Here is a 14,409-nt window from a genome sequence, read left to right as displayed (position 1 = left end):
CTCATTTTCCCTTAAATTTGCCATAGAGATTTCTTTCTTTTTAAAGCGGAAAATGTTTGACACCTTTCCCTTTTTATGCTATTCTTAGGGAGGTTACAGATATCCTGTAACAGTACAATTTTTTTTATTCATTTTGGAGGTATCATCAATGAAAGGTACAGTTAAGTGGTTTAATAACCAAAAGGGTTACGGATTTATTTCCGACGAACAGGGTAACGATGTATTTGTTCACTACTCAGGTCTTAATATGGACGGCTTCAAGTCCTTAGATGAAGGCGCTGCTGTAGAGTTCGATGTGGTAGACGGAGCTAAGGGACCACAGGCTACAAACGTTATCAAAATATAATCATTGACTCATCAGTGTACCTTTTTCAATATATAGGAAGAAGTTATATTGTTTCACATGATTACGATTAGAGCCATCCGGTTGGATGGCTCTTTTTGACGGAGTTTAATATGGTTTTCTTATGATCTTTCATGAAGTCTTTTTAAATCTTCCACCGTAAAATCATAATTTTTATTGCAGAAATGGCAGTTCACTTCAATGGTATTTCCTTCGTCGATCATTTCCTGAAGTTCCTTTTTCCCTATGCTGACCAAAGCTTTTTCCACCCTGGCCTTATCGCAGTTGCAGTAAAAACGGGTGGGTACCTGCTCCATCATTTCCAGACCAAACTCTCCCAGAATGTGCTCAAGGATCATTTCCGGTGTATTTCCCTGATCCAGAAGCTCTGTAATGGAGGTAATCTCTCCCAGCTTTTTCTCCAGGCTTTCAATGACCGTTTCAGACGCCCCCGGCAATAGCTGGATAATAAAGCCGCCGGCCTGTTTCACTGTGTTGTCCTTATTCATTAAAACACCCAGTGCCACTGATGACGGTGTCTGCTCCGAAGCGGCATAATAATAAGTTAAGTCTTCTGCAATCTCTCCGCCTACCAATATGGTCTGTCCCACATAAGGCTCTTTCATGCCAATATCCTTAATAACGCTTAAGACTCCCTCTCCTACCGCACCTCCTACGTCCAGCTTTCCTGCAGGACTGGGAGGAAGCATGACGCCGGGATTGTAAACATAGCCTTTTACATCTCCCTTTGAATCAGCAGTCACCGTAAGGCCTTCAATAGGGCCGCTTCCCTGAATCTTTATGGTCAGTAAATCATCTTCCCCCTTCATCATGATACCCATCATGCTTCCTGCAGTCAGCAATCTGCCTAAAGCAGCCGTAGCTACAGGGCTTGTATTATGAGCCTGTCTTGCATGCTCCACCAGTTCTCTGGTAGTAGCCGCAAAGGCACGGATCTGATGATCTCCTGCCGTGGCTCTGACAATATAATCAGTCATCTTATCATTCCTTTCCGCATTCTCTTGCTATGATATAGATTCTCTCACTGTTTTCCTTTACGGGAGCTTTTGTAAAAGCATCAAAAGCGGCTACAAAATCCATGCCTGCTTCTTTCATTGCCATTTTTACCTCATCAAGAGAATACGCTCTCTGGAAATGATTTTCCGTATATTTCCGGTATACATCTTCCTCCTGCCTGATGAACAGGGCGAGATTGTATTCATTGATCCCGGATTCCTTATCATAATAATTATCCCAGATAAAGCTGCATTCCTCCCGGTCCTCCGCAATGGTGGAATCTCCCATAAGAGTTTCATATTTATAAATTGTGTTCAGATCGAATATAAAAATTCCTCCCGGATCCAGATAATTATTTACCAGCCGGAAAACTTCCGTCATATCCTCAAATTCCAGGATGTAGTTCATACAATCACAGATGCTTATAACGGCCCGTACCGTTCCGTAAAGTTCAAATTCTCTCATATCCTGCATAAGATAAAGGATGTCTTTTTCTGACTTTTCCCGCTTTTCCATGGCTATCTGCAGCATATCTCCGGAGCTGTCCACCCCGATCATGTCATATCCCCGGTCCGCAAGAAGCTCCGTAAGGCTTCCAGTTCCGCAGCCCAAGTCAAGAATCAGCCCATCTCTGATCCCATATTCATTCAGCAGACCGGTCACGTATTCACACCAGTCCCTATATGGGATATTGTCCATAAACCGGTCATAGACCTCAGCAAAGCTAGTGTACGCTTCCATTCACAATTTCCTCTTTCCTGCCATGTACTTTGGGCATAAAGGTATGCCCGAAGGGTGTTTCCTCTTTCCTGCCCATGTACTTTGGGCATAAAGGTATGCCCGAAGGGTGTTTTACGCCCTAAAAACAAAGCAGGTAACTCATAAAGAGGTACCTGCCTTTCTGTCTCTTTATCCTGCCGCCAAAGCAACGTTTGATTACAGGTTGGATCCGCAGCACTTTTTATACTTCTTGCCGCTGCCACATGGACATGGATCGTTTCTTCCGACCTTTGCACCTTTCACAATGGTTCCGGAAGCTTTCTGCTTTTTGTAGAGTTCTTTTTTCTTCTCTTCCGTCAGTATTTCATCCCACTGAGGAAGGCTGTACAGCCACTCTGCCTTAGCTTCTACCATATTATAATACAGCTTTTCCGGGTCGATCTCTATTTTTACCACAGTCTGTTCATCCATGGTTTCAATAGGATTTTCATATCCCTTTAAGCTTTCATTGATTCCATCTAAAAATCCGGTCATCGTCTGGACATCGGTTCCATATCTCTTTGCCAGTTCTTCGACCGTTCCCTCAACTGCTTCTTCTGGTTTGGAAAGAATATGCTCATAGATTCCTTTTTCTACTTTGAAATACTCGGTCCATAATTCTTCTTTTCCTTTATCATCCAGCCCATCGCCGTATGCCAGATTTCTCCAATTTTCTAAAATAGCCATGTTCAAACCATCCTTTTGTCTGTTATTCTCGTGAAAGTAACGAGCCAAAGTCAATCTATCTTGACCTTAGCGACTGCCCACGCAGTCAAATTCCCCATCGCCTGCTGCAGGGTAATTGACTTCTGATAGTACTCCAACAAACAGTATATAACATCTTTATCTATTTTGCAAAATGTTTTTTCTGATTTTGTAATTCTCCGCAGTCAAATCACAGGAAAGGCAACTCACCGGTTCTCTCCAGGGGCCTTTGCCGCCTTACAGCCGGTTCCTGCTTATGCCCAGAAGTTTTATCATCAGATCCACGCTTCCCACATTGTAGCCGCTGCAGCCGTAAATTGCCCTTAAACCAGGGTCCGTAACGATCAAAAGCGGCAGTTTTTCCGGATCCACATACATTTTCCGGGCCAGGGGCTCCACCGTATCATCAAAGCTTATGTACCCTGCCTTGATTCCTGGTATTGCTTCCAAAACCCTATTTACGGTGCGGTTCTTTAATGCCGTTTCTCCTTGCAGCAGGAAAATGATCCTGGCATCCAGAGAATTTAAAGCGTCTTTTTGCTCCAGCATTTCGTTAAGAACGTGCTCTGTAGGCTCCTGTCCCTCTGACAGAATGGCCAGAATATTGGCTCTTCCCTCCATGAGTACCGATGCCGGAACTGTCTCCTCTATTCCGCTTTCATCTGTCATAGTCACGTCAAAATCATCCAACATGTTGTCGACCAGCATATCATCAAGGCTTCCGGCCCTTAAGCGCATATTCACAGTCTTTTCTTCATCCTTTGACAGCTCAAAGACATACTCGCTGGCGTTCTGGTTTCCGTTTGGAAGGCGGACAGAGGTGATCAAACGGTAAATTCCAGGCTCTAATTCCAGTTTTAAAACGCCGTCGGAAAACTTCACGCCAGTGTAATCCAGGGTTATAAACTGTCCCTCTTTCAGCCTTCCGATGGTCCATGTCTGGTAATAGGTCCACAGGCTGTCACTTTCCCCGTAAAGTACCAGCTTTCCTGACTCTTCAGTCCTGTTTTCTATTATCTCCTCAGCTCCTGATATTGATACAAATTTTCCAGCCTCATAAACTTCCGCCTCTAAATTCACCGGATTCATACGGGATGGAATACCCAAAGTCCGGCAGATGGCAACAAACAGTATCTTCTTGCTAAGGGGATTGCTCTGTAAAAGCCTAAGACTTCCTACAGGTGTGGAACAAATCGTCTTGTAATCCAGTTTTTGTTCAAAACCAATATGCTGTTTCACGTATTCCCAAATAGTTCCAGGGTTTTTCCTGAACCCGTCCTTTTCTTTCTCATTAAAGGAGCCATCAATAAAGCCCCGGTAATCCGTCATTTCTTCCAGCAGAATCCTTGGACAGAGAATATATTTTACATAAATATCCGGATTTCCATTCTCCTCCCACTTCTTACGGTAAGGAGCTGCCCATGCCAGATGGTTTTCCAGGATATCCGCCCTTACATCCTTATAATCCTTTGCCGTCAGGCTGTGAAGCATTGCCTTACGGTCCGGATTCCGGTCCTTGGAAAGAAATTTATAAATCTCGTCAAAGTTACCGGCAGATAACCGCAGGATCTCTGTTTCCTCCGGATATTCGGAAGCTTCTTCCTCTTTAAAGTATCCTGCAATCCTGCTTTCCCGCATCTGGTTTGCCTCTTGAATCCGCTTTCTGTTTCTCTCCTTTTGTTCCCTGGTAAGCGTCACCGGATTCATGGGGTAATCCTTTGGAGCTTTGACGTCTGCATCTGTCCAGACATCCGTTCCGGATCTCCCCCTTTCTTTCTGTAACACCAGCACACTTCCATTCCGGTCTTCCGGGGAAATCCACGCTTCACAAAACAATCCATCCTTCATTGCACGGACATGAACATCTCCAAGTCCCATGGTAATGGAAACTTTTCCATTTCTGCCTGTATATAAGTTTACCACACTGCAGTATTCCGCCATGTTGAGAATTTCAAAAGAGACATGAACATTTTCTATTGGTTTCCTATCCTCATCAAGCACCTGGATTTCATAAGACCTGGTCAGGGCGTAGGTTGGAGTTCCGTTATAATAAACCAATAAATCATCCTGCCCCAGACATTCTGTTTCTGAATCGCCGGAATAATCGGAAAAGGTTCTGGTGTGCACCAGAAGTGCTCTGGAGGAAGCATTGGTAAACCACCCCTTATCCAGCACTTCTTCCGGCTCGCAGGCTCCAAGAAAGTGCCACTTTCCTTCTACAAAAACTTCGACCCATGCATGATTATCATCACAATGGGCCCATCTGGGCGTATACACCTGTCTGGCAGGGATCCCCACGCTCCGGAAAGCCGTTACAGCAAAAGTGGATTCCTCTCCGCATCTGCCCTTTCCGGATTTATAAACAGTTATAGGAGATATGGTCCTGTTGTCGGAAGCCTCATAGGTTCCGTTTTCTGCACACCAGTAATTGATTTCCAGAACTGCTTCCCTGACGGAAAGCCCTCTGATCCGGTCAATCAGCCTGTCATAGAAAAACCTGCGGCAGTCTTCAATGTTTTCCGTATTGATCCTGTAATATAAAATATGATGGAGGAAAATATCTTCCGGAATCTCCTGACACCATTCCATTTGTTCATAAACCATGATGGAATGCCTTACAAATCCAAGAAACAGGTCAAAATCGTACTCTCCGGCATCCCGTACCGGCATGGTTCCATATAAAAACTTCATGAGCACCTGTTCCCTTGGAGTACAGCATTCCATAGCTTTCTCGACTTCTTCCCTAAGACCTGCCAGAAAGGGAAGTCTTAGGTCATACTTTTCCTGGGCATATCTTTGCAAATGTTCTGAAAACATCACAAAACTCTCCTTTTCGAAATCAATTGATTATTTTCTTCCTCAGCTGCTCCGGCAAAGGCTACAGAATAGTAACTCCCGCAGAGTAAAGCTTACTGGCCGTAGCCTCATCAGGCATGGAATCCGTGATGATCCCGTCAATATCATCAAAATGAGCAAATTTATAGGAATCATTAAAATAGAATTTATCCTTTTCCATTACCAGATATTTATGCCTGCTGCTGGCAATGGCCGCTCTCTTTGTCAAGCCATCCTCCACACCTAAGGTGGTGATGGAATTATCCGTAAGATCCAGGCCGCAGGTCCCGACAAAGGCCCGGTCAAAGCTGTACTGCTTGATGATCTCAATAGCAGCTGCCCCCATAAAGCCGTTTACCGTGCGGTACATGATCCCTCCGGTGCCTATGGCTGTGATATTGGGATTTACAGCCAGGGTCTGCATAATGTCGATCATATTGGTCACCACGGTCAGCCGCTTGTGGGATTTGGCAAGCAGTTCGGCCACCATAATATTTGTGGTAGAAATATCCAGAAATATGGTTTCATTGCTCCCAATAAGGTCAAACGCCTTCTGGGCAATCAATTTCTTTTTCTCAATATTCGTATCCCTCCGGTCAATTACATCCCGTTTCAAGGGATAATCCTGGGATAATAAGGCTCCGCCATAGGTCCGTTTCAGCTTTCCGGCATTTTCCAGATTTTTTAAATCCTTTCGTATGCAGTCCTCTGTTACCTGGAAAAGGGCACTTAAATCCTTTACCTTCACCATACCCTGATCCTGTAGGATCTGTAAAATCCTGTCTAAACGTTCTTCCGTAAACATGCCTTTTCCTCCATCAGCTTCTTTGCCCGGCGTATCTGTTCCTCCTCGGTACGAAAAATATCATACTCCCCAATCCCCGGTATGCCCATATTTACATGTTCTTTCCGGTAGGTCATGCCGCTGTCCACAATCGTTTTGCCTGACATGTGAAAGCACCGGGCGCCTATCTCATCCATCAGGCTGGCAATGGCCTCCACATTGACCCCGCTTCCAGCCATGATGTCGATCCTGCCGTCTGCCTGCCCGATCAGCGCCCCTAAAAGCTCTTTTCCTTCCATACAGGTATTCTGCTGCCCGGAGGTCAGGATCGTATCCACACCCGCTTCCATAGCCTCTCTTAAGCTTCTGTAAGGATCCCTGCATACATCAAAGGCCCTGTGCAGGGTCATGCTTCCCGCACCTGTCTTTTCTTTTAAAACCTTCAGCCGTTCCATGTCAAGATCCCCATCCGGCTTTAAAAAACCCACAACAATTCCATCTGCACCAAGGTCCCGAAACATCTGCGCATCCTCTGAGATCATCTGAAATTCATGATCCGTATATAAAAAATCTCCATAACGGGGCCGAATCAGCACATTGATGGGAATATCACAGGCTTTGCGAATCTGCTTAAACTGGCTTACACCGGGAGTCGTCCCCCCGATCACCAGATTTGTGCACAGCTCCAGCCTGTCTGCTCCTCCCCGTACCGCCGCCTTGGCAGATTCTACAGAATCCACACAGACCTCCAAGATATAGTCCTTCATCGTTTTCTCCTAACAATCTATTTTTTATTGCCTGCATACTGCGTTGCTTTATGGCAAGCAGCAAAATGTCCTGGCCTTACTTCTTTCATATCCGGTGTTTTTTCCCGGCACAGCTCTTCTGCATAAGGACAGCGGGAAGCAAAACGGCAGCCGTCCTTCAAATTAACAGGATTTGGCAGACTCCCTTCCAGCATGATCCGGCTGCGGCTCTTTTCCACATCAGGATCAGGGATGGGAATTGCGGAAAGCAATGCCTGGGTATAGGGATGGACCGGATCTTCAAAGAGGGTTTCACTGTCCGTCAGCTCCACCATTGCCCCCAGATACATGACTCCAATCCGGTCACTGATGTGCTTAACCATGGAAAGGTCATGGGCGATAAACAGATAAGTAAGTCCTCTCTTTTCCTGCAGCTCTTTCAGCAAGTTAATCACCTGCGCCTGAATGGAAACATCCAGGGCAGAAATGGGTTCATCACAGATCACAAACTCCGGATCAACAGCCAATGCCCTGGCAATGCCCACGCGCTGACGCTGTCCTCCGGAAAATTCGTGAGGGAACCGGTTTGCATGCTCTTCAGAAAGCCCTACTGTTTCCAGAAGCTCCATCACTTTCTTTCTCCGCTCCTGCCCGCTTAAGATTCCATGAGCATCAATTCCTTCCCCAACAATATCTATGACCTTCATCCTGGGATTTAAGGATGCATAGGGATCCTGAAAAATCATCTGCACTTTTCTGGTAAATCCATGACGGTCTGCCGCCGGTAAACTGCTGTCAATTTTCCTTCCATCATACAGGACGCTGCCTTCCGTTGGCTCATACAGCTGGATCACAGTCCTGCCGAAGGTTGACTTTCCGCAGCCGCTCTCTCCTACCAGGCCAAGGGTCTCTCCTTTATAAATCTCCAGGCTGACATCATCCACCGCTTTTAGAATCTGATTTTTTCCCACATGGAAATATTTCTTCAAGTGCTTTACTTCTAATAATGGTCTCTTTTCTGCCGACATAATGATTTCCTCCTATTCCCTGAGAGCCTTTGCCCGCTCATCAAGAAGCCAGCAGCGGGCGTGATGCCCCTCGCCGCAGGCCATATCCTCCGGCGGATACTGTCTGCAGACCTCCATGGTCTTTGTGCATCTGGCTGCAAAGGGGCAGCCCTTGGGCGGATCCATCAGATCCGGCGGCGTTCCCGGAATGGCCGTCAGCTCATTTCCTTTATGGGAAGCCTTTGGTATGGAAGCCAAAAGCCCTTTTGTATAGGGATGGCTGGTCTGGTAAAACAACTCACGCACACCGGCGTTCTCCACCAGCTGGCCTCCGTACATAACTGCGACCCGGTCCGCAATATTGGCCACAACCCCCAGATTATGAGTGATAATAATAATGGAGGTCTTGATTTTCTTCTGCAGATCCTTCATCAGATCCAGGATCTGAGCCTGTATGGTCACATCCAAGGCCGTTGTCGGCTCATCTGCAATTAAAATCTTGGGATCACAGGCCAAAGCCACTGCGATCACGACTCTCTGCCTCATGCCTCCGGAAAGCTGGTGAGGATACTGGCTGAACCTGGCCTCCGGATTGGATATTCCAACCAAAGAGATCAGCTCAAGAGCCCGCTCCTTCATCTGCGCTTTTGTCATATCCTTCCGATGCTCTTTTAATATTTCCACGATCTGCTTTCCAATGGTCATTGTTGGGTTTAAAGAAGTCATTGGATCCTGGAATATCATGGAAATATCTGATCCCCGCACCGTCTGCATCTGACGTTCACTGTATTTTGCAAGGTCTTTGCCTTCCAATAAAATGGTGCCGCCTACGATTTTTCCATTCTTCGGAAGCAGTCCCATAATGCTTTTTACGGAAATGGATTTACCGGAGCCGGACTCTCCCACGATTGCCAGAGTTTCCTGCTCATCCAGATAAAAGCTTATCCCCCGTACCGCCTGGACCACGCCATGCTGTGTCTTTATATGTACCTGTAACTGATTGACTTCTAATAATCTGTTCACCACGCTTCACCTACTTTCTCATTCTTGGATCAAGAGCATCCCGAAGGCCGTCTCCAAGAATGCTGAAGCACACCATGATCAAGACGATCACAATGGCCGGGAAGATCAGTACATGAGGAAAATTACGAAGCACCTGGTATCCGTTGTTGATCAAAACACCTAAAGATGCTTTCGGCTCCTGCATGCCAATTCCGATAAAGCTTAAAAATGCCTCCGTAAATATGGCTGAGGGAATGGTAAACATGGCATTAATGACAATGACCCCAACCGTATTTGGTATCAGATGTTTCCAGATGATCCCGGAAGTACTGGTCCCCAGCACCCGGGCCGCCAGAACAAATTCCTGGTTTTTAAGCTTTAAAATGGATCCCCGGACAAGGCGGGCCATATTCACCCAGCCGGTAATGGAAAGGGCCACGACAATCGTCCAGATACCGGCCGGCATGACCATCATCAAAAGGATCACGATGATCAGATGAGGAATGCCCACCAGCACTTCAATGATCCGCTGCATAACAGCATCCACCCTCCCGCCGGTCAAAGCGGAAACCGCTCCATAAGCCACTCCCACCGTCAGATCCAGAAGAGCCGCCACAAATGCAATGAGAAGGGATATACGTGTTCCCATCCACGTTCTGACCCAGAGGTCACGTCCGAACTGGTCTGTTCCAAACAAATGCGCCATGGAAGGAGTCTGGTAAATGATATCATAATTGGTTTCCTTATAGGAATATCCAGAAAACTCCGGTGCCAGCACTGCCAGAAGCCCGATTGCGATCAAAGCAAACAAACAGACGACAGCCGCCTTATTCTTTTTCAAACGAAGCCAGCCATCCTGGAGGGCTGTTAAATTGGGGCGGGCAATATGTTCTTTCTCCGATTCATCCACATATGCCTTTACAAATAATTCATCCATGCTTAACCCTCCTTACCGGCTGCCAGACGGATCCTGGGATCAATGAAGGAATAAGCGATATCAACGATCAGCACCACAAAAATATAGAAGGCGCTGTAAAAAATCGTGATTCCCATGATCGTGGAATAGTCATTAGCCTTAATACTGTCTACAAATAAACTGCCGATTCCCGGAATGGTATAAATATTTTCAACTGCCAGAGATCCTGTCAGCAGATTTACCACAATGGGACCCAGAATGGTAACCACCGGGATGATGGAGTTTCTTACCGCATGGCGCATGAGCACCTTCATCGGACTAAGCCCTTTTGCTTTGGCGGTGACGATATAATCCTGCTCCAGCACTTCCAGCATCTCTGTCCTGATAAACCGGGCCACCATGGCCGTGGCGGAAAAGGACAGGGCAATGGACGGCAGAACCGAACATTTCCAGTCGGTCCAGAAACCAACGGGCAAAATTCCCCACTTTAAGGCCACATAGTACTGCAAAAGAGCCGCAGCCACAAAATTAGGCACAGAGACTCCCAGCACGGCCACGATCATGGTAAAATAATCGATTCCGCTGTTATGCCTCCACGCCGCAATAATTCCCAATGTAAGGCCCACAGCCAGTCCGATTAACACTGCCTGGAGGCCGATAAGAGCAGAGGGACCGATCCTTCCCCCGATTACGGTAGAAACCTTTTGTCCGGTATAGGTAAAAGATGTTCCGAAATCCCCGTGCAGAATATTTCCCATATACTTTACATACTGCCGGGGGAGGGACTCATTCAGTCCATACTGCTTTAAAATGGTCTGCTGCTGCTGAACGGACATCAGATTAAAGCGTTCCGCATCAAAAGGAGAGCCAGGCAGCTTCTTCATCAGAAAAAAAGTCGCTGTCACAATGACCCATAATGTCAGCGCCAGATAAACCAGTCGCTTGCAGATATATTTTATCATGCTGTGTCCTCCTTTGCATTCATATTCTCATGAGATTTTAAAAAGAGCCGCCCTTTTCCAATTTTGAAAAGGAAGGACGGCTCTTCTCATTTTCCGCATTCCGTTAGTCAGGGCGAACCCCTGTCCGCCGCGGCTTACTCAAAATAAGCATATTTAAATTCCACATCCGGTCCGAAAGGATGGCTGATCAAGCCTTTCACATTGGACTTTGTAAGGGTTGCTGAACCTCTGTGATACAAAGGAGCAACGATCATATCTTCGTCAACCAGAAGCTTCTCCGCCTGCAGCAGCATATCAAGACGCTTGGCGTCATCCGTTTCGACTCTCGCGTCATCAATCAGCTTATTATATTTTTCATTCACATAGGAACCGCGGTAAGGAGTTCCGTTGGTCCACAAATCAAGGTAGGTCATGGCATCGTCATAATCAGCTCCCCAGGCGGTGGATGCAAACATGTAATTATCATTATCCATTAATTCGTTTCTTGCCTGAACCGTCTTGGTATCGATCACAAGATCAATGCCCAAATTCTTACTCAATTCACTCTGTATGTAGGTTGCAACCGCTTTTGTTACAGAATCATCTCTCACCAGCAAAGTCAGAGCAGGAGTCTGTCCCAATTCCTTGCAGCCTTCTTCCCAGTATTTCTTTGCCTCTTCCGGATTAAATGGACATATATTTCCATTTAACTCGCGGAAGCTTTTGCTTTCGTTTCCATACATGCCTTCCGCAACCAGACCGACGCTGGGGGCAGAACCATCTGACAGAATTGCCTTAACCAAAGTCTCGCGGTCAATGGCCATGGAAACAGCCCTGCGGATATTTTTGTTGGCCATAACCGGATTACTTAAAGAAAACTGCAGATATTCGGTTCTGAACTCGCTTTTAGAACTGAATTCCGGATCATTCTGGTAAGCGGCCACATTGGAAGAATCAAGGTTTACCTGGCTCAGCTCATTTGCCAGATAAGCGTTAAGAGCTGAGGAAGCGTCCTTCATAACTCTTACCTGTGCATTCTCAATCTTTACATTTGCCGCATCCCAGTACTTTTCATTCTTCTTTAAGGTAGCCCCTACTGCCGGATCATAGCTGGTAATAACGTAAGGACCGCAGTAAATCATATTTTCCGCACTTAACCCATACTGATCGCCCTTTGAGGTAACATATTCCTCATTTAACGGGAAGAACTGGCAAAGAACTGTTAAACGGGCAAAATAAGGAGTAGGCGCTTTTAAGGTCACCTGGAAAGTCTTGTCGTCAAGGGCCTTTACTCCCACTTCTTCCGCTTTGACTTTGCTTTCGTTATACTCGGCACCGTTTACAATATAATCCGTCATAATGAAGCTGTAACCATTGGTGGCCTCCGCACTCATCTGCTTTAACCAGGAGAACACAAAATCCTTTGCTGTCAATGGAGTTCCGTCGCTCCATTGCAGGCCGTCTCTTAAATGAAAGGTGTATGTAAGCTTATCATCGGAAATATCATAGCTTTCCGCCAGGGCAGGCTGTGCCTCATGATTCTCATCCAGGCGAAGCAGGCCTTCAAATGCATTATTGTTTACCTTGGAAGACTGGTTATCGGAAGCTGCCCACTGTACCAGAGTCTTGATCTCAGCATTGGCGTATACGCTGAGCACCTGACCGCCTGCTGCCGGAGCAGCCTCTTTGTCAGAAACAGATTCGCTTGGAGCCGTACTCTGAGAAGATCCTCCGGTCGTAGGACTGCCGGTTGAACCGGTAAAACCACATCCTGCCAGGGATCCAATAACAAGACAGGCCGCCGCACCTAAAGCTAATACTCTTTTTTTCATTTCTTCCTCTCCTTTTAATATTGTTTTTCTTGTTTCGTCTTAATTTATCGGCATTTCGCCCATGAAATTATTTGAATTATACATAATTATATTATTTATGTCAATATTTTTTATCATTTCATCCTGTTTTGAATTGTTTTAATTTCATATGAAAATTCCTGATAAGACGAATCACGGCAGGGGCTGTTACCTTAAGCCCCTGCCGTTTCCAATATTGCCGGTGAAATTCATGTCCAAAGAGCCATTCAGCAAAGACTTCCTGAATACAAAGAATTACAGCCCTTCCTGGAAAAATCCAGGAACGATACACAATAAGAAGAATCTTCCTCTTCTGCTCTCATCGCCCGGTTGTAGATATCCAACGCCTTTTCTACTGTGATCTCAATGTCATGGTAATAGTATAAGGTCGCTTGCGTATATGAAACTACACGTTCTATCAACAGCCTTGCATCCTGGTTTTCAAACAATATTTCATTTAAGTTATTTCTTGTGATCATCATACGCGAGTCTCCTTTCGCATCAGAACAAACGTTCGTTTAATAGTTAAAAATTAAAACCACGTCACAGTGGTTCTAATTAAAATTTCTTGTTCCTGGCTGGAACGTCTTAGTGTATTCGTCCACTTGCCTATTTACATTATAACACAAACAATCCGCAAATGCAAACATATGTTCTGTTTAATTTTAAAAATCTGCCTGAATTTTTCAACCTGCAAGCCACTTGCCGTCTTCCCGCCCCGGCCCATGGCACAAAAAATGAGAGAAGCCATATAAACACCGGTTTATGGGACTTCTCTCATTAAAAAGGGGAGGATAAGTATTCACTCATCTTTGGTATAATCCTATTATGACCTGATCCAGATGTTTTATTCACATAAAACAAAGATTATTTTATCTTATTCTGTTTCCCCATAATGTTTTTTTAATTTATCGTTTAAGCCTTTTAAATAGATCCGGTTTAGGGAAAGCATTGCTTCCGATTTTTTTAACGGCTCCTTTTTTATCTTTTCTTCCAGGTCATTTATCTCCTCCCTGCATCTGCAAATCTGATCCTTCAGCATGGAACGGCTGGGCATTTTCATCAGGGCGGGCAAATCAAGAGTCCTTATGAGGAAACGCGTCACCGCGTTCTCTGCCTTTTCCTCATCTTCATAGATCCTGTTAAAAAAATCACAGACAGCATGATAAAAATCATCGTGCTGCCTGGAGTCCTCTCCGGCTTTGCCGCAAACCATCAGACTTCCATCTCCTACGAGGAAACAGACTGCAGCCGGTTCCTCTTTATCCAGGCTGAATTGACTTTTTTCAATTCCATCCTGTTCCAGTCCCTCATGAATCATATCAAAAATATACCATTTGAATCCGCTGATTTCAGACGCTTTTTCAAGCGCTTCCAAACCGTTGGTTTTCCTATCTTCCATTCCTTCTCCTCTTTCCTGTATCCTGTTATTTTGTGCCTTTCCTGAAAGCCGGATCATGCCGGCGAACCAAAACGTTTTTAAATTCAGTGCAGGCTTAACGCC

The 14,409-nt window shown here is 45.6% G+C and carries 14 protein-coding genes; 1 reads left to right on the top strand and 13 read right to left on the bottom strand.

Annotated features, from left to right (window positions below):
* The first annotated feature begins 148 nt into the window (after positions 1-148).
* Positions 149-346: a cold shock domain-containing protein gene (locus K401_RS0123210; RefSeq protein ID WP_024295188.1), complete on the top strand. Its 198-nt coding sequence runs from the start codon at positions 149-151 to the stop codon at positions 344-346.
* Between the two features lie 119 nt (positions 347-465).
* On the opposite strand, the gene hslO is transcribed toward K401_RS0123210, so the two are convergent.
* The 13 genes from hslO to K401_RS0123145 form a co-directional block, all read right to left on the bottom strand.
* The gene (hslO, locus tag K401_RS0123205) at positions 466-1,341 is read right to left on the bottom strand and encodes an Hsp33 family molecular chaperone HslO (RefSeq protein WP_024295187.1); all 876 of its coding nucleotides are present in this window, start codon (positions 1,339-1,341) and stop codon (positions 466-468) included.
* Positions 1,342-1,345: 4 nt separating this feature from the next.
* Positions 1,346-2,101: a class I SAM-dependent DNA methyltransferase gene (locus K401_RS0123200; protein ID WP_024295186.1), complete on the bottom strand. Its 756-nt coding sequence runs from the start codon at positions 2,099-2,101 to the stop codon at positions 1,346-1,348.
* Between the two features lie 195 nt (positions 2,102-2,296).
* The gene (locus K401_RS0123195; protein ID WP_024295185.1) at positions 2,297-2,806 is read right to left on the bottom strand and encodes an SEC-C metal-binding domain-containing protein; all 510 of its coding nucleotides are present in this window, start codon (positions 2,804-2,806) and stop codon (positions 2,297-2,299) included.
* Between the two features lie 255 nt (positions 2,807-3,061).
* Complete coding sequence (locus K401_RS0123190) at positions 3,062-5,641, bottom strand: transglutaminase-like domain-containing protein (protein WP_024295184.1); 2,580 nt, start codon at positions 5,639-5,641, stop codon at positions 3,062-3,064.
* Positions 5,642-5,702: 61 nt separating this feature from the next.
* A complete protein-coding gene (locus K401_RS0123185) occupies positions 5,703-6,464 on the bottom strand; it encodes a DeoR/GlpR family DNA-binding transcription regulator (protein ID WP_024295183.1) in 762 nt (253 codons plus the stop codon).
* Positions 6,443-7,210 carry a copper homeostasis protein CutC gene (locus K401_RS0123180; RefSeq protein WP_024295182.1) on the bottom strand — a complete coding sequence of 256 codons (768 nt, stop codon included), beginning with the start codon at positions 7,208-7,210 and terminating at the stop codon, positions 6,443-6,445. Before K401_RS0123180 ends, K401_RS0123185 begins: the two co-directional genes overlap by 22 nt.
* 17 nt (positions 7,211-7,227) lie before the next feature.
* Positions 7,228-8,217, bottom strand: a complete 990-nt coding sequence (locus K401_RS0123175; protein ID WP_024295181.1) for an ABC transporter ATP-binding protein — start codon at positions 8,215-8,217, stop codon at positions 7,228-7,230.
* A 12-nt stretch (positions 8,218-8,229) separates the two neighbouring features.
* Positions 8,230-9,219 carry an ABC transporter ATP-binding protein gene (locus tag K401_RS0123170; RefSeq protein WP_024295180.1) on the bottom strand — a complete coding sequence of 330 codons (990 nt, stop codon included), beginning with the start codon at positions 9,217-9,219 and terminating at the stop codon, positions 8,230-8,232.
* Positions 9,220-9,229: 10 nt separating this feature from the next.
* Positions 9,230-10,135, bottom strand: a complete 906-nt coding sequence (locus tag K401_RS0123165; RefSeq protein ID WP_024295179.1) for an ABC transporter permease — start codon at positions 10,133-10,135, stop codon at positions 9,230-9,232.
* Positions 10,136-10,137: 2 nt separating this feature from the next.
* Positions 10,138-11,076 (bottom strand): ABC transporter permease, encoded by a 939-nt coding sequence (locus K401_RS0123160; RefSeq protein ID WP_024295178.1) that lies wholly within the window; start codon positions 11,074-11,076, stop codon positions 10,138-10,140.
* Positions 11,077-11,210: 134 nt separating this feature from the next.
* Positions 11,211-12,887, bottom strand: coding sequence for a peptide ABC transporter substrate-binding protein (locus tag K401_RS0123155; RefSeq protein ID WP_024295177.1), 1,677 nt, complete (start codon positions 12,885-12,887; stop codon positions 11,211-11,213).
* A 245-nt stretch (positions 12,888-13,132) separates the two neighbouring features.
* Positions 13,133-13,387 (bottom strand): hypothetical protein, encoded by a 255-nt coding sequence (locus K401_RS0123150; RefSeq protein WP_024295176.1) that lies wholly within the window; start codon positions 13,385-13,387, stop codon positions 13,133-13,135.
* A gap of 395 nt (positions 13,388-13,782) precedes the next feature.
* Positions 13,783-14,307, bottom strand: a complete 525-nt coding sequence (locus tag K401_RS0123145) for a hypothetical protein (protein WP_156945313.1) — start codon at positions 14,305-14,307, stop codon at positions 13,783-13,785.
* Between the last annotated feature and the right edge of the window lie 102 nt (positions 14,308-14,409).

Source organism: Lacrimispora indolis DSM 755, from assembly GCF_000526995.1.
In the GTDB taxonomy this organism is placed as follows: Bacteria; Bacillota; Clostridia; order Lachnospirales; family Lachnospiraceae; genus Lacrimispora; species Lacrimispora indolis.
The sequence above is the reverse complement of the archived record's forward strand: the minus strand, read 5'-3'. Positions and strand labels throughout refer to the sequence as shown.

What these genes read in the sequence shown, in the direction of transcription:
- K401_RS0123210 (WP_024295188.1), top strand. Translation starts at nt 149, where the DNA reads ATGAAAGGTACAGTTAAGTGGTTTAATAACCAAAAGGGTTACGGATTT.
- hslO (WP_024295187.1), bottom strand. Translation starts at nt 1,341, where the DNA reads ATGACTGATTATATTGTCAGAGCCACGGCAGGAGATCATCAGATCCGT.
- K401_RS0123200 (WP_024295186.1), bottom strand. Translation starts at nt 2,101, where the DNA reads ATGGAAGCGTACACTAGCTTTGCTGAGGTCTATGACCGGTTTATGGAC.
- K401_RS0123195 (WP_024295185.1), bottom strand. Translation starts at nt 2,806, where the DNA reads ATGGCTATTTTAGAAAATTGGAGAAATCTGGCATACGGCGATGGGCTG.
- K401_RS0123190 (WP_024295184.1), bottom strand. Translation starts at nt 5,641, where the DNA reads ATGTTTTCAGAACATTTGCAAAGATATGCCCAGGAAAAGTATGACCTA.
- K401_RS0123185 (WP_024295183.1), bottom strand. Translation starts at nt 6,464, where the DNA reads ATGTTTACGGAAGAACGTTTAGACAGGATTTTACAGATCCTACAGGAT.
- K401_RS0123180 (WP_024295182.1), bottom strand. Translation starts at nt 7,210, where the DNA reads ATGAAGGACTATATCTTGGAGGTCTGTGTGGATTCTGTAGAATCTGCC.
- K401_RS0123175 (WP_024295181.1), bottom strand. Translation starts at nt 8,217, where the DNA reads ATGTCGGCAGAAAAGAGACCATTATTAGAAGTAAAGCACTTGAAGAAA.
- K401_RS0123165 (WP_024295179.1), bottom strand. Translation starts at nt 10,135, where the DNA reads ATGGATGAATTATTTGTAAAGGCATATGTGGATGAATCGGAGAAAGAA.
- K401_RS0123160 (WP_024295178.1), bottom strand. Translation starts at nt 11,076, where the DNA reads ATGATAAAATATATCTGCAAGCGACTGGTTTATCTGGCGCTGACATTA.
- K401_RS0123155 (WP_024295177.1), bottom strand. Translation starts at nt 12,887, where the DNA reads ATGAAAAAAAGAGTATTAGCTTTAGGTGCGGCGGCCTGTCTTGTTATT.
- K401_RS0123150 (WP_024295176.1), bottom strand. Translation starts at nt 13,387, where the DNA reads ATGATGATCACAAGAAATAACTTAAATGAAATATTGTTTGAAAACCAG.
- K401_RS0123145 (WP_156945313.1), bottom strand. Translation starts at nt 14,307, where the DNA reads ATGGAAGATAGGAAAACCAACGGTTTGGAAGCGCTTGAAAAAGCGTCT.